Origin of the sequence: Bradyrhizobium sp. Ai1a-2 (genome assembly GCF_000426245.1) — a bacterium.
Taxonomy (GTDB): Bacteria; Pseudomonadota; Alphaproteobacteria; order Rhizobiales; family Xanthobacteraceae; genus Bradyrhizobium.
The window spans coordinates 146,007-167,934 of sequence record NZ_AUEZ01000005.1 but is presented as its reverse complement, the minus strand read 5'-3'; the positions used below and the strand labels follow the sequence as shown (position 1 = coordinate 167,934).

Sequence of the window (21,928 nt, the reverse complement as noted above, 5' to 3'; positions counted from 1 at the left end):
ACTCGCAGCCGGTCCGGTGTTGCTCCACTCTGCGTTGCTGTCGCCCGCGGAGCACCGGCCATGTCACCACGCTTCCCCTTGCCACCCTTCACCTGGGACACCGCAATCGAGAAGGTCCGAGCTATCGAGGACTGCTGGAATAGCCGCGAGCCGGTTCGGGTGGCACTGGGCTACACGGTCGACAGCTTCTGGCGGGATCATCTCGAGTTTTTCTCCGGACGCGCCGCCATCGAGTGGTTCTTGGCGCGCAAATGGGCAACGCAGTTGCAGTACCGGCTGATCAATGAGGTCTGGGCCTTTACCGACAATCGGATCGCGGTGCGGTCCGCCTATGAATACTGCGACAGCGAAGGAAATTGGTTCAGGGCCTATGGAAACGAAAACTGGGAGCTCGATCCGGATGGGCTGATACGACGGCGTCTCGCCAGTATCAACGAACAGCCGATCGCCGAGACCGAGCGGATGTTCCTGTGGCAGCTGGGACGCAGGCCGGATGACCATCCCGAACTCAGCGATTTCGACTTTTGAGATGCTTGAGCGCAGGGCTGCATCGCCTACTTTCCGACAACAGGGCGGATCCTCAAGCAATCATCCGGGTGGTTTACCGATGACGACACAGTTCAACCGGCTAGACCTGAACCTCTTGCGCGTCTTCGACGCCGTCATGGAGGAACGAAGCGTGTTGCGCGCGGGTCAGAGGATTTGCCTTAGTCAGTCGGCCGTCAGTCACGCCCTCGCTCGATTGCGGGACATGCTGGGTGACGAATTGTTTGTCCGCACGGCAAGCGGAATGCAGCCGACCGCACGCGCGCTCGCCATGGCTCCCTTGATCCGGGAAGCATGGAAATCGCTGGAAACGGCGATCGGCCTGCCGGGATTCGAGCCCGACACATCGGCGAGGCGGTTCACGATCGCGGTGAGCGATTTTGTGACCATGGTTATGGCACCTGATCTCGTCCGCTTGTTGACGCAAGAGGCGCCGTTTGTCGATCTCGTCATCCGTCCGGACTGTCGGATCGACTTGACCGAGCAGATCGATCTCGGACTGATCGACGCCGCCATCGGAACTTTCCCGGACGTTCCCGCGCGCTTCCGGTCGAACTCGCTGTTCGCATATGACGACGTTCTCATCGCCCATTCTTCGCGAAAGCTTGGCAGGCTTTCGCTCGAAGCGCTGTCCGGCCTATCCATCGCCGTGGTGTCGCTGCACGGCAAGCACGAAGGGCTCGTGAACGGCTTTGTATCCGAACGTGGATTGGCTCGCCGATCCGAAATGTACGATCGAACGGCGCTCGAACAGGCCTTCGCCGGACCGCAGCGAGGTCCGCGTATCGCGATTTTTCTGTCGCATTGTCTCGCGCTGCCCGCCCTGCTCGAGGATACCGAACTTGCCGCGATCGTACCGCGACCGCTTGCGAGGTCATTGGCCCGCATCCATCCATTGTCGACGTACGAGCTGCCCTACAACACGAGCTTGGTGGATGTTGGCGTTCTCTGGCATGAACGCAACACGAACGATGCGCCGCAGCAGTGGCTGCGCGGGATGCTGGGGCGGGCAACCGGGGCGCTGCGCGCAAGTCCTGCTCGTTTCCCGTCGTCAATCATGGAAAGGTTGTCCTCGAGCCGTTCGTGCCAGAGCCATTTGAGGGGAGTCGTCGCGTAACCGAATTCGTACGTTGAGAATTTTGCGCTTGGTCGGCTTCGGGCCGCGAGTCGACATCCTCGCGGTGTTGTCGTTGCGACGTTACACGTGTCGCCGAAGCGTCACATGCGCGTCGTCAGCCAACCCCGATAATCATTTCCTCGTTTCCGACCAAACCCGCGCAGATTGCGCAGCGAAAATGGGGCGTTCATATGAACTTGAAGAGTTTTCTCTGCTTGATATCGGCAATGTCGCTCGCAGCATCACTGGCCGGCGTTGCGTCGCCGGCGCGCGCCGACAACGATGGCGGCAACCGCGACCATGGCTCCGGCGACAACCGCGACCACGATCACGACGGGAACGGTCATGGCCGCAAGTCGCCGCGGGTGGTGCTGATCTCGCTCGACGGAGCCAAGCCCGATTTCATCCAGAAATTCATCGATGAGGGCGTTCTGCCGCATGACGGCGGCCTGGCGCGGTTGAGCCGCCGCGGCGCGGTGGCGGTGCAGAACGTGACGGCGTCGCCGTCGCTCACCGCGGTGTCGCACATCGAGATTGCGACCGGCTCGACGGCGGTCCACAACGACATCCCGTCGAACACCTTCCAGGCGATCGTCGCGCCGATCTCATCGAGCATCAGCGGCTTCGCGGCGCCGATCGGCGGCTATCGCGAGAGCCCGCTCGGGCCTACGCCGCGGCCGACAGCGTTGCCGCTGTGGGTGCAGCTGCGCCAACAGGGCAAGAAGGTGGTCACCGCGACGTGGCCGGGCGGCGACGGCGCCGACATCTCCATCAACAACACGGTGGTGCAGCCGGCCCAGCCGATCCGCGTGACGGACTTCACCGTGCCGTTCGGGGCGTTCGGCGGCATCGGGGCCCAGGGCTTCTCGCTGTCCCGCGGGGACTTCACGTCCGACCCGGCGATCGTCACGGCGCTCCAGGCGGCCGGCCACTTCTCGTTCAGCCCTGTGCTGGTGACGTCAGCGCCGATCGAGACGTTCTCATGCTCCTCCGCGCCGACAACGACCTGCGCCAACGGGGCGACGCTCGACGTCAAATATGCGATCCGGGTGGCGGCGCTCGACACCACCAATGACCGCAAGGTGAATTACGACACCCTGGTGTTCTTCGACGCGACGCGCGGCATCACGGCGGGCCCATTCCACGCGCCGTCGACCGGACCGGCCTACGTCAAGCTGGGCGGCGAGAATGCGCCGTTCTTCTTCGAAGGCAGCGGGGCCAAGGTCGGCGCCGCGTACTACGTCTCGGCGCTGTCGCCCGATCTTTCGGTGGTGCGCTTTGCCCGTTACGGTGCGAATTTCATCCCGCGCAACGCGGCGGTGCTGGCCGACGTCGACGACATCAACAACAATGTCGGGTTCTGGCGTCCGCAGGCTGACTTCCGCATTCCGGAGCGGCTGAGCCCGGGCTTCACCAACTTTCCCGACATCGAGATCGAAACCATGTTCGAGGACATGGTGAAGACCTTCGTGCGCTACCAGGCTGATGTCGCCGAGCGCGCGATCCGCAACCATCCCGACGCTGATCTCGTAATGGCCTATATCGAGCAGCCCGACGGCTCCGAGCATCAGTTCCTGCTCACTGACCGCCGCCAGGGCACCAACCCGACCGATCCGAACTCGATCGGCGCCAACCAGGATCCTGCCAAGGTCGCGCGGTACGCTTCGTACATCCGCTTCGCCTACCAGACGGCCGACAAGGCGGTGAAGCAGATCGCCGACGCGGCGGGCCGTGACAGCAACGTCATCGTGGTGTCGGACCACGGCTTCGCGCCGTTCCACACCTCGGTCAGCCTGACCAACATCCTGCGCAACGCCGGCATCGACACCACCAAGATCGCGATCCGCACCTCGGGTCCGGCGGCCAACATCTACGTCAACCTGCAGAACCGCGAGTTGGGCGGCACCGTCGATCTGGCGGCCTACAAGGCGCTGGTGACGCAGATCACCGACGCCGTGAAGAACGCGGTCGATTCCAACCCGAAGTTCAACTTCTCGCTCAAGGACGGGCGGATCTTCACCGTGATCGAGACCCGGCCGTTGCAGTGCGAAGAGGGAACCGGGGAGTGCACCAGCAAGACCATCGGCCAGGATTTCGGCGATGTGTTCGCGCTGATGGCCCCGGGCTACAACTTCGACGGCATCCAGAACCCCGGCGTTGCCCGCCTCGGCGATGCGCCGTTCAATGCGGCAACGACCATGCTGTCGATGCCTAACTTCTACGGCGCCCATGGCCACGATCCCGAACTGCCGGTGATGAGCGCGACCTTCATCGCCGCCGGCCCGCAAATCCGCAAGGACGCCACGATCCGCCGCATGCGTAACACCGACGTGGCGCCGACCATCATGCAGATCCTGGGCGTCACACCCCACCGCGTCGATGGCGAGGTGCTGCGCGAGATCCTGCGCTGAAAACCAGGATCCCTGGAACTCTCCGATGGGCGCCGACCGGCGCCCATCGGAACCGGCCCGGTTATGCAGTTTAGCCTTGTTCTGCGCCCTCCGAGCCTCCGCGCGAGATCCCTGGAACAAGTTCCCCGATGCAGCGCGTCGTGGCTTCTCTTTGCCGACTTTTGGGGCGCTCGCCTACAACCGCAATCGTTTCCCGACGGAATGAAACAGCCCTGTAATGCGGCCGGTTCAGCCTTTACGGCAGAAGATTGGTAGCGGGACAGAAGTTCAATGAGAATCTCTCTATCGGCGCTTTGACGTGCCAAGCGCAAATTCAACCGATAGTTCGGCCTTCCTGGTCCGCGCGGAGCCGTGGACCTGTGGGGCCAGTCGACGACCATCAAAACTCCAGCGATGTCGAGCGCCCGGTCCGAGGACGATGCATTCGGCCGCAGGGCTCAATGGTTCGTGAGGCTGTTGAATGCTACCCGTGCCGCCATAGGCTCACCTGCCGCCGGTCTTCCCGTCGCTCTGCCATCCTTGGCATCGACATGAGCCAGCCTTGTCCTCACGGCCACGGGTGTCACCTCCGGGCCACTTCTCTGCGATGAGCTGGTCAATCAAGGGTCGGAATAACGCCGCCGCTTAATGGCAGTCATTTCCGATCGCAGCTCGGAGAACGCTTCATGCAACGGCGCTTCCCGGTGGACTGGACACGGTCGATCTGACGCCACCGATCATTCGCAGGAAAAGGTCGAAATGAGCAGCCTGTTATCACGCCTATTCGCGCTGGTGGCAGCCGCCATATTGCCGGCAATCGCGATACAGGCGTACAACGAGATCGACCTTCGTCGCACACGCCAAGTTGAAGTACAGGACGAAGCACTCGGCCTCGCGAGGCTTGCTGCCGCTGAGCAGCAGCAGATCGTCCAGGGCGTTCGTCAGGCCATGGTCGCGCTTTCCGAGGTTCCCGCGATCAAGGACAAGGACGTCCAGGGATGCAACGCGTACCTTTCCAGGGTCAAGGAACGATACCCGGAATTCATCATCTTTATCGTCGTCGACATCGATGGCAACTCCTTCTGCGACTCGACCAGAGACCATAACCCATCCACCGCCGCTGGACGTAGCTACTTCGCTCGCGTCTTAAGAACCGGACAATTCACAGTCGGAGAGTTCGCGGTTGGCCGAAACACCGGTCGCAACGTCCTCCAGTTTGCGCTGCCATTCTACGACGACGGGGGCCGCATGGGCGGCATCGTCGTAGCGGCTCTCAGCCTCGATTGGCTTGCCACCTACATTGAGAAAAAGGGCGTTCCCGCGGGAGCCGCGCTTGCCATCACGGACCGAAACGGCACCTGTCTCGCTCGCTATCCTGATAATGCCCTGTACGTCGGCAAGAAGCTGCCCGCAGGCAAGGATCCGACGCTCTACAACGGCACCGTAGCGGACATGGTCAACATTGACGGCGTGCGAAGAATCGTCGGATTCGCCGCCGTGGGCGAGGATCTACTTGTCAGCTACGGCCTCGGCAAGGCGCAGACTTTCACCAAGATCGAGCGTCGCACACAGCGCGACGTGTTGTTCATCCTTACGAGCGCCCTGATCGTTTTGATCCTGACGGCGTGGGGCGCCCAACGGTTCATCCAGCGCCCGTTTGCACAATTGGTTGACGCTGCGAACCGATGGCGGCTCGGCGAGTTCGGCCGTCCTGTGGACATCCCGGGCAATTCGGAAATCGCACGGGTCGCCACCGCATTCAACGCCATGGCCGATGCAATGAAGCACCGTGAGCACGAATTGTCCGAAGCGAGGGAGCAGTTCCATCAGAGCCAGAAGATGGAGAGCGTCGGCCAGCTCACCGGTGGCGTCGCGCACGACTTCAACAATCTGCTCACGGTGGTCTCCGCGAACCTCGAGCTCATCGAGGCGGATGATGATATTGGCAGAATCCGGCACTTCGCCGCGGCTGCACGGCGTGCTGTCGATCGGGGGGCAAAGCTGACGGCGCAGCTTCTTGCCTTCTCGCGACGGCAGATATTGAATCCAAGGCCGGTCAACGCAAACCAGCTTGTTTCCGAGTTCCAGGGGATCATTCGCAAAGCCGTTGGGGAAGCATGCCGGGTCAAGGTGTGGACCAGTGAAGGGTTGTGGCTGTGCCATGTCGACCCGGCGCGGTTGGAGACCGCTCTCCTCAATCTCGCCCTGAACGCGCGCGACGCCATGCCCAATGGCGGTGTGCTCGACATCGAGATGAGAAATGTCGTCGTCAACGAAGGAGCCGTGGCCGGGTGCTTGCCCGGATCGTATGTCAGACTGTCTGTAAGGGACACTGGTTCTGGAATGCCGCCCGAGGTGCGGAACCGGGTGTTCGAGCCCTTCTTCACAACGAAGGAGGTCGGCAAGGGTAGCGGCCTCGGCCTTAGCATGGTCTACGGCTTTGTCCGTCAGTCCGGGGGGCACATTGCCATCGAAAGCGCATTGGGAAAGGGGACCACTGTCGCTCTTTACTTGCCCAGAGCCACGCAAACGCCTGACGTCGAAATGGACGACGTCCGATCCCAGGCATTTCCGGCCGGCTCGGAGCGAATCCTGGTTGTCGAGGACAACGACGATCTTCTGGAGCTCACCTCGGCGATGCTGACCAGGTCGGGCTATCAGGTTCGTTGCGCCCGAAACGGCACGGAAGCGCTTCGGCTGCTCCGGAGCGAAGAATTCGACGTTTTGCTGAGTGACATCGTGATGCCAAACGGGATCAACGGCATTGAGGTTGCCCGCGAAGCGAGGAAATTGAACAAGGGCATCAAGATCCTGCTTGCGTCGGGCTATGCGGGTGACGCGCTGGACCGACATCAGGCGGTGGGGGAATTTCAGATTATCGACAAACCGTTCCGTATGTCGGAATTGGCGGCGCGCTTGCGGTCAATCGTGCACGAAGCTTGACCCCCCTTCTCGCCGTTGCGCGGCAGGCAAATTACGGCGGACTTCGTTGACGTCGTCGAGCCGGGACACGACATATCCTGTACCGTCGGTCCAAGTCACCATCGAGGAACAAGATATGAACGCGCCGCCAAAGGTCGATACCGACACCGCGTATTCCGACAACGACGTCGTACACTGGCTGACCAACGACGCGCGCGATGAGCGTTTCATCGACAATATTTTCGCCGAGCTGTGTCTCCGCCTCCAGCGAGCGGGCATTCCTGTCAAGCGGGCGTCGCTTCACATCCTGATCCACCATCCTCAATGGCTTGGCGCCCGGATCATGTGGGCCGATGGAATGCGCGAAGCCGAGATTGAGAGAGTCGACTACGATGTCATGGGGCGATCTGAATACATCGGCAGTCCAGCAAACGAAATCCGCGATGGCGCCCTCGAGTTGCGCGAAAATCTCGAACGCGATCCCGCGCTGGGCCGCAAGCACGCCGTCTATGACGAGATGCGGGCCAAAGGCCTGACCGATTATGTGGCGTGGCCGCTGTATCATACGCTCGGCAAGCAGCACATCGTGACCTTTGCGACCGACCGGCCCGGAGGATTCGACGATGCGCATATTGCGAGCCTGCTAAAACTGTTGCCGATTCTGGCGCTGGTCAGCGAAATCCGTATCAAGAACCGACTGGCGCGAACGCTGCTCGAGACCTATGTTGGGGCGCATGCCGGCGAGATGATTCTGGCCGGCGCCACCAGGCGCGGAAGCGGGACGACGGTACGCGCTGCCATCATGATCTGCGATCTGCGTGATTTCACCAGGATCTCTGATAACTGGCCGCGCGATGACGTCATTGATCTTCTGAACGGGTATTTCGACGCGATGTCGGAGCCGATCACGCGACATGGCGGGGAAATCCTGAAGTTCATCGGCGACGGTCTGCTCGCCATTTTTCCGCTCAGCCAGCCGTCGGCCTGCGCAAATCTGCTGCGTGCCGTGGCCGAAGCCCGTCAGGCCGTGATTGCCCTGAACGAAAAGAACGGCGAAACCGGTCGTGAGCCGCTGAATTACGGTATCGGCGTCCATGTCGGAGATGTCATGTACGGAAATATCGGGTCGCGCACCCGGCTTGACTTCACCGTCATCGGTCCCGCGGTCAACATGGCTTCGCGTCTCGAAACCCTGACCAAACAATTGGGTCGAAAGGTACTGCTGTCCCGCGCCTTCGCCGACTTCGTCCGAAGCGATTTCGATCTCGAACGCGTTGGCGAATATCCGGTGCGAGGCTTCAGCGAGCCAATCGAGCTGTTTGCGTATCATGGCTGAATACGCAGCTATCGCCTGTCAAGCCTCAAAGACTACGATCACGGAACTGGTGAGCCAGTTCATACTGCCCCCGATCAGCGTGTGTTAGATATATTTCATGCAGAGCCCGACCATGCGTGCCATCATAGTATTAGCTATTCTTTTCGTGATCGTGGCTGCAACACATCACGGAGCTTATCGACCGTATCCAACTGCTCCAATGCCAGCGGTTAATGTTCCTTGACCGGATTCGCCTCGGCTCGTAAAACATGGGCCCATTGAAGGGGAGTCGTAATGGCGAAGAAAAAGAAAGCCGCACGGGTATTATGGTCGAAAGACGATCTAAAAACGCTCAAGACCATGGCGAAAGCGAAGCGTGGTCGAGACAAAATCGCAAAGACCCTTAAGCGGTCGCCCGCGGCGGTAACCGTGAAGGCATCGGCCCTCGGCATTTCACTCAGCACTAGGTAGCTTGCCGTCCCTGCCTGCGAGCTCACGACGGAAAATGCGTAGGCTGCTTTCGTCTCCTCGCGGTTCGGATCATATCTCAGCTGCACATCTTCATCGCGTCGATCCAAGGCCTTCGCGTCAGCGCGCATCGGCCTTGCCTCGAGAGCGGTCAGCTCGATCTGGATTCCGCGCGCATGACCCGCGAGGCGCGACGACGTTGTCTCGCGCGTCGACTGGTTAGGTCAGACCGAACTGCTTAGAGCGTTTTCGAGCGAAGTGGACACCAATTCGCGTGAAGAAAACGCGTCGAAACAAGAATCTGGAGCTTCGGCTCTGATACGATCAGAACCGAAGCTTTAGTCTAAAGAGATACGCGCTGGTTCGCGCAGCAATAGTTGTGCGACACTGCGGCGCATGCCGCTCTATGCAATTCACATGCGAGCAGCCTTGCTGGCTTCACTCAAGCGACAATTGAATATCCGCCGATTTGAAATCAATTTGTGCGCGGAAGAGAAGTCCCGTCGGATTCAACCCATTATAAAATCACGGCTATCCACCGTTCTGCTTTGACGCAAAATCGATATTTGCTTGTTTGGCGTGGAATGGGTGCGACACAACAGCAAATTGAATTAAATCGATATTAATATTTAGTTCGATGCAAATTAAATATTTTCAGGTGGTGCCGTGCCATGAGGTCGTCGTTATACGGATATTTTGATTTGGGCCGTATGGCTCTCGGATTGCAGACGTGGCCACGCGCTCTCCTGCGAAGGAATGTCCGATCTTCAGACATCGAAGACGAGTCACAGTCGCTGCTCGCCACGCGGAATTTGGGAGAAAGTCTGGGCCTGACCGCCCCAGGCGCCACGGCGTCGGCATCCACTGAAACTTCGTACGCCGGATCTGCAGGGTTGACGACAGAAGTGCGAACGCCAACCCCTGCGGCGGCCGAACAAGCGATGACAAATCCCGTAGTTATCCTTGGGCATGTGCCTTCGACCGTGACCCCGAATATTTTCGGATCGTCCACACCTCCAGCAGTCGCGCAGATTTGTGGCTGCGGCTATTTCATTGCTCCAACACGATTGCTCGATCAGAGAGCAGCCGATGCGGCGCCGGCGCAATTGGGTGGCCAGTTGCACGGCAGCCGAGTGTCTGGCGGAGCAGATTTCGTGTTGACCGGCCACGCCGGAGTCATGGGCGCTTCCACCAGTGTTGATATGTCCTTGGCGAACGTTGCGCCGCTCGCGAATTGGAATGCGCTGTCAGGCGGAGCGCCGATCAGAAATTGGGGCATGCTGCCGGGCGGGCAGACCGGTACCGGCACGGGGAAGGGTGAAATCGGAATTCTCTCCGGCGCGGTGACGACTGCGGAGCTTTCTCCTGCCGCGCGGCAGGCCGACACACCCGCGTCGCCCGACCCGCTCGCGGCCGCCCCGACTTCCATAAACCCGATCGTGCTCGAGAATCAGAAGCCGGGAAATCCGCAAAGCGAATGGGATATCGTCGGCGCCGGCAGCTCGAATATCGAAGGTTTTGCCACCGACATCAGCGTGAACGCTGGCGATCAGATCGATTTCAAGATCAATACGGATTCATCGGACTACCGGATCGACATCTACCGCCTCGGCTACTATGGCGGCATGGGTGCGCGAAAGGTCCACACCATCGAGCACACCGGCGTGCAGAACCAGCCTGCGCCGCTGCGCGACGCAACGACCGGCCTTGTCGATGCCGGCAACTGGTCCGTTTCGGCTTCCTGGGAAGTTCCGGAAGATGCCGTGTCGGGCGTCTATATCGCAAAACTCGTACGCGAGGACGGCGTTGAGGGCGCCAATCACATCCCGTTCATTGTCAGGGACGACGGCAGCACCAGCGATGTCGTCTTTCAGACCTCCGATACGACCTGGCAGGCCTACAACGGCTGGGGCGGGGCCAATTTCTATGGCGGCGACGGCCCCGCGACAGGTCAAGGTACGGGGCGCGCTTACGCCGTGAGCTACAACCGGCCGATCGCTACCCGCGGCAGCATCGGGGCCGCTTCAGGTCCGCAGGACTATCTGTTCGGCGCGGAATATGCGGCGATCTACTGGCTGGAGCAGAACGGCTACGACGTCTCCTACATGTCGGGCGTTGACGTAGATCGTTACGGCAGTCTGCTCCTCAACCACAAGCTCTACCTCGATGCTGGTCACGACGAGTATTGGTCGGGGCAACAACGCGCCAATGTCGAGGCGGCTCGCGATGCCGGCGTCAATCTCGCGTTCTGGAGCGGCAACGAGATGTATTGGCGCACGCGTTGGGGCGACAGCATCAGCGGTGACGCCACGGCCTATCGCACCTTGATCTCGTACAAGGAGACCTGGTCGCCGGGAGCATCGATCGATCCGAGCAACGAGTGGACCGGCACGTTCCGTGATCCCCGCCTCAGCCCGCCCGCGCTCGGCGGTGGGCTGCCGGAAAATGCGTTGATCGGACAGATGTTCCAGGTCGATGATGTCGGCCAGGGCAGCGGCCTGGAGGAAATCACGATTTCCTACGACTTCGCCAATCTGCGGTTTTGGCGCAACACCAGCGTTGCCGATCTTAACGAGGGAGAGATAGCGAAGCTGACCAGGAACTATCTCGGCTATGAGTGGGACGAAGCAGTCGATAATGGATTCGCTCCCGCCGGGTTGGTCCGGCTCTCCTCGACGACGGTTCCTGTCAGCACCTATCTGCTCGACTACGGCAACACGACCGGAAGCGGCATCTCAACCCATGCCCTGACGCTCTATCGCGCGGCAAGCAAGGCGCTGGTCTTCGCCGCCGGAACGGTCTACTGGGCCTGGGGTCTGAGCGACAATCACGATCTGGCGCCAACGCCCACCGATTCGCGCGTGCAACAGGCGATGGTCAACCTGCTCGCCGACATGGGCATTCAGCCGGGAACGCTCCAGCCGGACTTGATCGCCGCTACCCCTTCCACGGACACCACGGCTCCAACCTCGACCATCAATGCGGTGGCCGACTTCAGTGCCGGCAACGTGGTCACGATTTCCGGCACTGCAGAAGATTTCGGCGGCGGCGAGATCGCTGGCGTCGAAGTATCGACAGACGGCGGCCTGACCTGGCGCGCGGCGACCGGCGACGAGACGTGGACCTATAGCTGGTCGCCGCAGGTTGCCGGGACCTACACCATCCTGTCGCGCGCGATCGATGACAGCGTCAATCTTGAAACGCCTTCCGTGGGTCGGTCGGTGATCGTCACGGCTCCGAACTACATCACGCTGTTTTCGGGCTCGGCCACCCCCGACACCGTCAACACCATCGATGCAGGCGCTGTAGAACTGGGTGTGAGGTTCCAGGCGTCGATTGCCGGCACCGTGACCGGCGTCCGCTTCTACAAGAGCAGCCTGGATACGGGTATCCACACCGGCCAGCTCTGGTCAAGCACCGGCACCCTGCTGGCAACCGCCACCTTCGTGAACGAAACAGCGAGCGGCTGGCAGAGCGTGATCTTCTCCAACCCGATCACGCTGACGCCCGGCGCGACCTATGTCGCCTCCTATCACACGAATGTCGGCTATTACTCCTCCAGCGTGAACTACTTCACGAGCAACGTGACGAGCGGTCCGCTGACCGCTTTCGCCAATGGCAACGGCGTCTACACCTACAGCAGCGATGTCGCGTTCCCGACCGGCACGTTCTCGTCGACGAACTTCTGGGTTGACGTCATGTTCAATCCGTCGGTCGCCAACAGCGCGCCGGTGGCCGCGAATGACGATGGGCCGACCGCGATACGCGATCTGGCCATGACGATCGCGGCGTCGGCCTTGATCGCGAACGACAGTGATCCCGATGGCGATGCGGTCAGCATCATCGGGGTGAGCGCGGCGACGCATGGCACCGTGGTCCTCAACACGCAATCCAATCCGCAGAACAACACCATCACGTTTACGCCCGATGCCGGCTACACCGGTCCGGCCAGCTTCACTTACACGATCGCCGACGGCCGCGGCGGTACGGCGTCGGCCACCGTCAGCTTCACCGTGGCCCCGCCAGGAGCGGCTCCCGTCAGCCTGTTCAGCCCGTCAAGCACGCCGGAACTGACCAATCTCAATGATGGGTCTCAGGTCGAACTCGGGATGAAGTTCACATCCTCGGTCGCCGGGCAGATCACGGCGCTCAGATTCTATCGCAGCGCCAGCGATACCGGCATCAACGTACTCGATCTTTGGACGGAGACGGGCACTCGCCTGGCGACCGCCACCTTTACCAATACGTCAGCCAGCGGCTGGCAGACCGTCATGCTGTCGTCGGCGGTTTCGATCGCCGCCAACACGACCTATGTTGCCTCCTATCACACCACCGGCGCCTATGTGGCGACCAACAACTACTTCACCACGGCGATCACAAACGGCCCGTTGACTGCACCTTCCACCACTGCCGCCGGCGGCAATGGTGTCTATTCCCATGGCGGCACCAGCACCTCCGGAATCTTCCCGACCAGCACCTACAACGCCGCCAACTATTGGGTCGATGTCGTGTTCGCGCCGTCCGGCGGCGTCAGCAACCAGCCGCCGGTTGCCAACAACGACGGCGGCTACACTGCCACGCAGAACACCGCGCTGGCGATTGCGGCGGCGGCGCTGCTCGCCAACGACACCGATCCGGATGGCGGTGCGCTGACGATCACCGGCGTGAGCGGCGCCGTCAACGGCACGGTCAGCTTCAACAGCCAGACCAATACGATCACGTTCACCCCGACCACCGGCTATACCGGACCCGCTTCCTTCAGCTACGCCATCGCCGACGGACAGGGCGGCACGGCGACTGCGACGGTCAGCCTGACCGTGAATCCGCCTGCGAACCAGCCGCCGGTGGCCAACAACGACGGCGGCTACAGCACCACGCCGAATACGGCTCTGGCCATTGCCGCGTCAGCGCTGCTTGCCAACGACACTGATCCGAACGGCGATCCGCTGGTCATCACCGGCGTGAGCGGCGCCGTCAACGGCAGCGTCAGCTTCGACAGCCAGACCAATATGGTCACCTTCACGCCGATCGCCGGCTATACCGGCGCTGCATCCTTCAGCTACAGCATCTCCGATGGACACGGCGGCACCGCGACTGCGACTGCCAATCTGATCGTGACGCCGCCGTCGGTGAGCTTTTTCTCGAGCTCCGATACGCCGGCGGTTCTCTCGGACTCCGACGCGACCCCGGTCAATCTGGGGATACAGTTCACGTCCTCCGCGGACGGCACCATCAACGGCATCAAATACTACAAGAGCGCCGGCGACACCGGCACCCATACAGGTTCATTGTGGAGCAGCAGCGGCACACTGCTGGCGACCGCCACATTCGTGAACGAGACCAGCAGTGGGTGGCAGACGGTGACCTTCAGCAATCCCGTCTCGATCACGGCCGGCACGACGTACGTGGCAAGCTTCCAGAGCAACGGCCGCTACGCGTCGACCAGCAACTACTTCACCACGGCGCGTGTCAATGGCCCGCTCACGGCATCCGGCGGGAACAATGGCGTCTACACCTACGGCGCGGACAACCTGTTCCCGACCAGCACCTTCAATGCCACCAACTACTGGGTGGACGTGCTGTTCAGCCCGGCGAGCGGTGTTGCCAACGGGGCGCCGGTCGCGGCAAACGACGCGAGCTTCAGCGCCACTCAAAACTCGCCGATCGCGATTGCAGCTTCCGCGTTGCTTGCCAACGACACCGATCCGGATGGCGATGCGCTGAGCATCACGGGCGTAAGCAACGGCGTCAACGGCACCGCAAGCTTCAACGCCCAGACCAACACCGTTACCTTCACACCCGACTCCGGCTATACCGGGCCGGCGTCGTTCAGCTACGCCGTCTCCGACGGCCGGGGCGGGACGACGAACGCATCCGCCTCGCTGACCGTCAACGCAGCATCTGCGAGCGTCGTAAGCCTGTTCGGCTCCGATCCGACGCCGAGCGTGGAGTCAGTCAATGATCCGAATTCGGTGGAGCTCGGGTTCAAATTCCAGTCCTCCAGCGCCGGCGACATCACCGGGCTGCGCTTCTACAAGGGCGCATCGAATACCGGCACCCATACCGCGAATCTGTGGAGCAGCACCGGCACCCTGCTTGCCACCGCCACGTTCAACAATGAGACGGCCAGCGGTTGGCAGCAGGTCAACTTCGCTGCGCCGGTCACGATCACTGCGGGGACGACGTATGTTGCGTCCTATCACACCACCTCAGGAAACTACTCCGCCGATCCCAACCTGTTCGACTCGGCGGTCAGCAACGGGCCGCTGACCGCACCATCATCGGCTTCGATCGGAGGCAATGGGGTGTATGCGTATGGATCAGGCAGCCTGTTCCCGACCAACACCTACAATGCAACGAGTTACGGCGTCGACGTGCTGTTCCGTCCGCAACTCGCGGCATGAGGCGAGGAGTCAATTCATTGTCGTCTCGGCCGCGATCAGCTCTTTTCCGTCCGTGGTTCTGATCGTCAGCTTCACCTGTTCGCCGCTGCGGCGATCAGGGATCGCTGCCGAAACGCGATTTCCATTTTTCGCATCGGCCTTCACGATTTCGTCGAACAGAGCCATGTCGCCGCGTGTCAACGTTACGCGCAACGGGATGGCCGGTTCGATACCGAAGAACTGAAGAACCACGCCAGACGCTTCGGCCGACAGATTGATCAGGATATTCTCATTCGCCTGCGTCACGTTGCTCATGCCGACAGTCGGGCTGTAGGTTTCCGGAATCGTGACCTCGCCCAGCGCGGGAAAGGTAGCGCTATGGAAAAATTGATCCGACACGCCCGCCCATAATTCGACATATGGTCGCCACTCGTTCGGCTCCTTGCGGGGATCGGTCTCGCCGGTGAACGAGTGAAATCCCCACGTCCACATCTTCAAGCCCGGCGTGCGCGTGTTGTCCGCGATGCGAATAATTCCTTCTTCGTTGTCGTGGTTGATCACGCCCCAGAAATTCCCGCCCTGCATATCCGGCGCCGCGTAGGCGATGCCCATCGTCGGCCAGTTCTTGAAGAAGCGCAGGTTTTCGAAGCGCCGCTTACCCACGCCCGCGCTCTCATCGCGGTCTGCCAGATTGGCCGACCAGGCGGGCGTGGTGTAAGTTCGGATCGGCGCGATGATCTCGGCGCCGGCGGTCGTCTTGGGGTTTTGCGGGTCCGATCCCGGCGCGAGCGTCGTGCATATCCAGTACTCGTACGAGATCGCCTTGTCCTGCGGATTCTTCAGCACCATGCGCGCATCGAGTGCGGCCCGATCGGCCCTCAGCGTGACATAATAGGTCGCCTCGATCCCGGTTGAAGGCCTGAATTTGCCAGGTCGCGCGGAATAGTCGAAATTGTCCTTGAGCGACATTGCGACCGTCACTTCGTCGGCACTCTCTCTCACCACCTCGAAAGCCCATGGATTCAGCCATGTTTTGCCGTGCTCGGGACCTGGGAATGTGGGGAAGATGCCGCCGTACACCATCAGCCAGTCGTAGTAGAAATTTCCGGCCTTGATCCCGTAGGGCACGCCGACTTCGGTGCGATAGAGTTGTTCGTGCCCGGTCGGCTTGTAGATGATGGAAAGAATGCGCCCGCCGAATTCGGGCACGAGCGTTACCTTCAGATATCGGTTCTCGAGCACGTGGGCCCTGAACGTGTGGTCGATGATGGTGTTCTTGTCGAGCGAGCCGCTGATAAATCCGTTCTCCGCATCGGTCGCGTACCTGACGGTACTCCACGTAATCGCCGTCTGTGTGAGAGACACCCTGTCGGGCACCAGCGAGTCTGCACGCACGGTTTGAAACGCACAGAGCGCCGAAAGTATTGCTGTTCCGAAGCAAGCGAGAGGACGCGAGGCAACCTCAACCGGCATCTACGTCGCCTTTGAGTGAGCACCAGGCAAAGTCCTAGTATGCGTCGCCTCGAAACGGAACGCCAGCGGCAACGGTCCCGGCTAGGGGCGAGCCGGGACCGTTTAGCGGGCCGCAGGGGGAGGATGCTAATTGCCCGCCATTAATGACGTGCGATCGTCCGGCCTTGGTCCCAAGTGTCCGCGATGTCACGATCGGTCACATCGACGACATCAAGGGCGTCAGGTCATGGACGCCACTCGCGTTCAGCATTGGCAGCCGAACGAACCAGCGCCTTGGCGGCATCAACATGCGAAGCTTTCTCAGCTCGCTGCTGATAGTCATCGGCCAGCGCCCTAAGCTGGCTCGCAATCGCTCGGTCGGTCATGGTTTGGGCAGCGCGGAGCAACGTCTGAGCCGTTTCCAGGTATTCCTTGCCGCGTTGTGAGATCTGGAACGTCATAGAGCCCTCTCACGGTTCTCCGGCGCCGGTTCCAAGGCGATTTGGAGCCAGGACAGCCAATTGCGGTCGCTTGCCCGGCGAGTTCTGAAGCGATCGAGACACTTCCTGGAACAAAGCGGCGTTCGCCACGAGTAGTACCGGACGAGACCAAACTTGCCATCACAGACTGCGCATCGCGCGGCCCTGCCAGATCTAAGACTATCGGAGCAATTGGGCATCGTGGTCTCCTCTTGGTCCTACCGTTGCTCTTCCTCGATCATCCTCTTTCACTGTCGCACTTCAACTCATGCAGCCTAGGGCGAACCCCACCGGCCGCTCAATTGAACGTAGGTCATCGTCGGGCATCCAAAAGGGCCACGGAATGATACGAAGGTTTAGGGCGCGCCCTTACGACCGGCGATTTCGCAATGGGTCCCGGACGTCGGCGCTTGGGATCGACTGGCGCTATCGCCGTCAGGTCTTCGCAATGAAGTCCTCAAGATCATCAAAGAACCGCTGCTCAAGCCCCAGCATGCGATGGGGATGATGGCCGCATTGTTCGTATTGGACAATCTCAAGGTGGGGGTTGGTCGCCAGCAGACTGCCGACGTGTTCATCCGCGAATGCTCCTCCGAACCGTTCTTCGCCTCGAACGAGTTTCGCCGGGCACAGGAACGGTCGCTCGGTTGATATCGACGACAACGCTTCTTTCAAGCAATCATCGCGAAGACAACGCGGGTCGACGCGCTGTATTGCGGAAGCGTGGCTGAGCAAATGCCGGGCCGATATATGGTCCTTGGCCACACCTCCCAAGCGGTCAGGCCCATTGGAAAGAAATTCAACATAGGTTGAAAACGGCGGAGGCTCCTGCTGCCATTTCGTCAGCCGCAACAGCAGGAGCGAGAACAACTTCAAGAGTAGCGACTTGCCCCATTCCTCCGGATGTCCCAGGAACCACGGCGGGTCCTCAAGGAACACTGCCCGAATGTTCGGATTGGTTTGGCTGAGCACACCGGCCACGCATGCGCCCAGCGAATGCCCAACGACGATCGCCGGCCGGCCTATGGCCGCCAGAGCGGTCTCGGCATCGGAAAGATAACCCGCGAGGTCGTAGTCCGGCACGCGATCGGAGTGGCCGTGACCACGAAAATCGAGCGTCCAAACGCAATACCGATTCATCAATTGTTGCCTGGCTTCGTCCCACGTATCGCGACTTGCGCTTGCCCCATGCAGGAACAGCACAGGCACCGCATCCATCGGGCCATCGACTGATGCGGCAAGTCGTACATTGCCGTTCGCCAGGGTCAGGTCAGTCATGCATTACGCTCCGCGACGCGGCTCATGGAGGCAGATTGCCGCCGGACAGTGCGAGTTCCAAAACACACTGCGAGTTCCGAAATTGAGTCTCAAGGGCTGCTGTATCACTCCTGCGCGAACATAAAAATCGCTCACTTGCGTGCCATTTCTGTCACTTCCTTGGAAAAAGGATCATACCCAATTACTGGCTCCGGGCCCCCTTGTTGCGCCCGTAAGGCTCATCGGGTTAGCTCTGGTACGCCCTTGCCGGGGCCAGGTTCGTCTCGTCAGGCGGAACGAATCAAAGACATGGGGCCACTTACATGAGGCCATCTTAAGACACATGGATACGTCGCATCCCTGCAACGTGCTTATGCTCTATCCGCGCTTCGCTGCGGACTCGTTCTGGAGCTTTGGTGAATCCTGCAAGTTGATGGGCGTTCGCCGCCCCGCGGCTCCCCTTGGCCTGATTTCCGTCGCCGCGATGTTGCCGGGCGGCTGGACGGTGCGGCTGGTCGACTGCAATACGGCGTCGCTCACCGACGATGATCTTGCCTGGGCTGATGTCGTCTTCACGGGCGGAATGTTGCCGCAACAGGCTGACACGCTGCGGCTGATCGAGCTTTGTCGCTCACGGGGCAAGCCCGTGGTCGTCGGCGGCCCCGACCCAACCTCCAGTCCGCACATCTATGCCGCAGCCGACTTCCAGGTGCTCGGTGAGGCTGAAGGCGTCATTGATGAGTTCGTTGCGGCATGGGAGAGCGGTGCCAGGTCGGGCGTCTTCACCGCGCCCAAGTTCCAGGCCGACGTCACCAAGACGCCGGTGCCACGTTTCGACCTGCTCAACTTTCAGGACTATCTTTATCTCGGCGTGCAGTATTCGCGCGGCTGCCCCTTCACCTGCGAGTTTTGCGATATTATCGAACTGTACGGACGGGTGCCGCGGACCAAGACGACCCCGCAGATGCTGGCCGAGCTCGATGCGCTCTACGAGATGGGCTATCGCGGCCATCTCGACTTCGTCGACGATAACTTCATCGGCAACAAGAAGTCGCTCAAGCTGTTTCTTCCCGAACTCGCGGCCTGGCAACGCGCGCACGATTATCCATTCGAGCTCTCGACCGAAGCCTCGATCAATCTGGCCGATGATCCGGAACTGCTGCGGATGATGGCCGCGGCCAACTTCTTCGGCATTTTCGTCGGCATCGAAAGTCCGGACCCGGCGACCCTGGCCGCGACGAAGAAGAAGCAGAACACCCGGCGCAATATCGCGGAGAGCATCCACAGGATATATGGCGCCGGGATCCTCGTCACTGCGGGCTTCATCGTGGGCTTCGACAGCGAGAAGGTCTCGATCGCGGATGCCATGATCGATTTCATCGAGGAGGCAGCCATCCCCGTCTGCATGGTTGGCCTGCTCTATGCCTTGCCAAACACGCAGCTCACGCGCCGTCTTGCCCGCGAGGGGCGGCTGCACCCCAATCATGACATGGGGCCGACCATCGGCGGCGATCAGTGCACCGACGGCATCAATTTCGATCCGACGCGTCCGATGCGCGACATCCTGATGGACTACAGGCAGATTCTGGAGAGGGTCTATCACCCTGCCGCGTATGCGAGCCGTGTCGACCGATTGATGACGATGCTTGATCGTTCGGGGCAACGCCAGGAACTGCCTGTCGGTGACATCCGTGGCAAGGTGCGGGCGCTGGAGACCGTGCATCGCGTCGTCACCGCCATTCCGGAAGCGCACGATCCGTTTTGGCGTACCTTCCTCAGCAGTGCCAAGCGAGACTCGTCCTCGGCACGAATCGCAGTATCCATGATTGCGGCCTATGCGCATCTCGGACCTTTTTCACGCCAGGTCATCAGCGCAATCGACCGTCGCCTCGCCGCTCTGGACGGGCTGCCAGCACATTCGACGGCTAACGTCGAGATGGTCGAGAGCCGGGCCTAAGTCGCGATTATCGTCAACGATAGATTCTTACGTGAACTGGTTCACAGATGGACCGGCCAGACCGCGATACGCTAACGCGGGCTATCGGCTGACGTGCGCCAAAGCGATCAGCATGTTCGAGAACGCGTAGAACATCGACGTCCACCGCTCCGTCGCACGTATCGTGTCTGGCAATGCTGGCTCTATGAGCCTGTCCAATTGGGTTCAATGGCGTTCCGCGTGACTGAGAGTCTGCGCATGCTTTCCCATAATCCAAGAACGACCAAACCCTTCTATGCGCAATTCAGAAATTTGATCGGAGACTAAGCTAACGACAGATTAGATGGAGGAACCAATGGTGAAGAGGGCGATTGCGCTCGGCGGCGGCGGTCCGGCGGCAGGGCTGCACATTGGGGTTCTGGAAGCTCTTGCCAACGCAGGCATAACCTTTGATGTGTGGGCATTGTCCTGCATCGGCGCCTGGGTTGGCATCGTCTACAATCAGTTTGATGGAGTTGAAAATAAAGATAGGGCGGAAAAGACCTATCAATTCTTCAAGAATGGCGTGTTTCGAGACAATGAAGGCTATAAACGCTTTCCCATAAACACCGTGTTCGGTCCGGATTGGGAGAGCATTGGCCAGGCTGTGACCAACTTCGCCATGGATCCCAAGACCTATAGAGATTTATGGGACCCATCCAGCATCATGAATGCCTACAGGGAGTCGATGTCGCTCTGGTTCGGCCAGCAGGACTGCGGGAAGCAGTTCGCGAACCTGGATCGGGGAGACGTAAACAGATGGATTCTTAATCAGGTGCTGGCACCTAATCCGTTCGTTCGCTATTTCACGTCGATGATGTATCTGTCCCATGTCACTGGCCTCTCCAGGATCAACTATCCGCATAGCCAGTTCATGAAGAGCATAAATTTCGAGGCACTGAAAAAGACCGAGAAGCCATTCATATTTCACAACGCCTGGAATCTTGACGAGCATAAGCTCGCGCTGTTTTCCAATCGTCCAATGACCCAGAGAGCCGAAGACAAAGAGTACAAGGGGTCTATCAGCGCATCCAGCCTGTGTGCGTGTTCAGCCCTTCCCTTCGTCGAAGAGACCGTACGGATAGACGGAGTTACATACTGCGAAGGAGCGCTGGTCGACACGGTCAATTTCGAGAGCTTGCTCGAGGAGCACCATAGGCCACCACACGATCCGCTGCACCAAATATGGGTGAGCAGGATCGTCGATGCCAAGCAAGTGCGCAAACCGGAAAATCTTCACGACGCCCTGGCAAATCTTTGCCAATTGTTCGCAGCGACCGTTGGCGAAGATGACGTCAAGCTCTTCAAATACCACGTGCGGTACGACAAACCAAAATCCGAGAAGGATCGGTGGGAAGGCACCATCGTCGAGATTCGGGTGCCAGGGCACATCAGTTTCAAATGGAATCACAGCAACCTGGACATGGGGCGGAAGTTGGGGAAGGCCGCTGCGGAGCAAGCAATCAAGGCATATGAAGACCATGAAAAACGTCCGGCGCATGACGGGCCTCATTTCATAAATGAGGATCCGGCGAAAGACCACCCGCAGGGATGGCAAAAGGTGCTGGATACGTATCATGACTGTCGAAAGTGAACGGCTGCGTAACGCCACGGCAAAGTAGCT

General features: G+C 60.3%; 12 protein-coding genes. 8 read left to right on the top strand and 4 right to left on the bottom strand.

Annotated features, from left to right (window positions below):
• Nucleotides 1-60: 60 nt before the first annotated feature.
• The 5 genes from K288_RS0106080 to K288_RS0106060 all read left to right on the top strand — a co-directional run bounded on the left by K288_RS0106080 (nt 61) and on the right by K288_RS0106060 (nt 8,311).
• Nucleotides 61-528, top strand: a complete 468-nt coding sequence (locus K288_RS0106080; RefSeq protein WP_027578725.1) for a DUF1348 family protein — start codon at nt 61-63, stop codon at nt 526-528.
• A gap of 79 nt (nt 529-607) precedes the next feature.
• Nucleotides 608-1,663 carry a LysR family transcriptional regulator gene (locus K288_RS44830; protein WP_084799489.1) on the top strand — a complete coding sequence of 352 codons (1,056 nt, stop codon included), beginning with the start codon at nt 608-610 and terminating at the stop codon, nt 1,661-1,663.
• Nucleotides 1,664-1,890: 227 nt separating this feature from the next.
• Entirely contained in the window at nt 1,891-4,074 is a 2,184-nt protein-coding gene (locus tag K288_RS0106070; protein WP_244443071.1) for an alkaline phosphatase family protein, read from the top strand.
• Nucleotides 4,075-4,812: 738 nt separating this feature from the next.
• Nucleotides 4,813-6,996, top strand: coding sequence for an ATP-binding protein (locus K288_RS0106065; protein WP_027578723.1), 2,184 nt, complete (start codon nt 4,813-4,815; stop codon nt 6,994-6,996).
• Between the two features lie 115 nt (nt 6,997-7,111).
• Nucleotides 7,112-8,311, top strand: a complete 1,200-nt coding sequence (locus K288_RS0106060) for an adenylate/guanylate cyclase domain-containing protein (RefSeq protein ID WP_027578722.1) — start codon at nt 7,112-7,114, stop codon at nt 8,309-8,311.
• 209 nt (nt 8,312-8,520) lie between these two features.
• On the opposite strand, the gene K288_RS53525 is transcribed toward K288_RS0106060, so the two are convergent.
• A complete protein-coding gene (locus tag K288_RS53525; protein WP_027578721.1) occupies nt 8,521-8,889 on the bottom strand; it encodes a hypothetical protein in 369 nt (122 codons plus the stop codon).
• Between the two features lie 1,077 nt (nt 8,890-9,966).
• Between K288_RS53525 and K288_RS0106050 the strand changes: the two genes are divergently transcribed.
• Complete coding sequence (locus K288_RS0106050; RefSeq protein ID WP_244443070.1) at nt 9,967-15,162, top strand: DUF4082 domain-containing protein; 5,196 nt, start codon at nt 9,967-9,969, stop codon at nt 15,160-15,162.
• 9 nt (nt 15,163-15,171) lie between these two features.
• On the opposite strand, the gene K288_RS44825 is transcribed toward K288_RS0106050, so the two are convergent.
• From K288_RS44825 to K288_RS0106035, 3 genes are all read right to left on the bottom strand, one after another.
• Complete coding sequence (locus K288_RS44825) at nt 15,172-16,506, bottom strand: DUF5107 domain-containing protein (RefSeq protein WP_160168939.1); 1,335 nt, start codon at nt 16,504-16,506, stop codon at nt 15,172-15,174.
• 332 nt (nt 16,507-16,838) lie between these two features.
• Complete coding sequence (locus K288_RS50395; RefSeq protein ID WP_084799486.1) at nt 16,839-17,054, bottom strand: hypothetical protein; 216 nt, start codon at nt 17,052-17,054, stop codon at nt 16,839-16,841.
• 453 nt (nt 17,055-17,507) lie between these two features.
• Nucleotides 17,508-18,350: an alpha/beta hydrolase gene (locus K288_RS0106035; RefSeq protein ID WP_027578718.1), complete on the bottom strand. Its 843-nt coding sequence runs from the start codon at nt 18,348-18,350 to the stop codon at nt 17,508-17,510.
• A 322-nt stretch (nt 18,351-18,672) separates the two neighbouring features.
• Between K288_RS0106035 and K288_RS0106030 the strand changes: the two genes are divergently transcribed.
• Both K288_RS0106030 and K288_RS0106025 read left to right on the top strand, forming a co-directional pair.
• Entirely contained in the window at nt 18,673-20,286 is a 1,614-nt protein-coding gene (locus K288_RS0106030; protein WP_027578717.1) for a B12-binding domain-containing radical SAM protein, read from the top strand.
• Nucleotides 20,287-20,620: 334 nt separating this feature from the next.
• The gene (locus K288_RS0106025; RefSeq protein ID WP_244443069.1) at nt 20,621-21,898 is read left to right on the top strand and encodes a patatin-like phospholipase family protein; all 1,278 of its coding nucleotides are present in this window, start codon (nt 20,621-20,623) and stop codon (nt 21,896-21,898) included.
• Nucleotides 21,899-21,928: the final 30 nt, after the last annotated feature.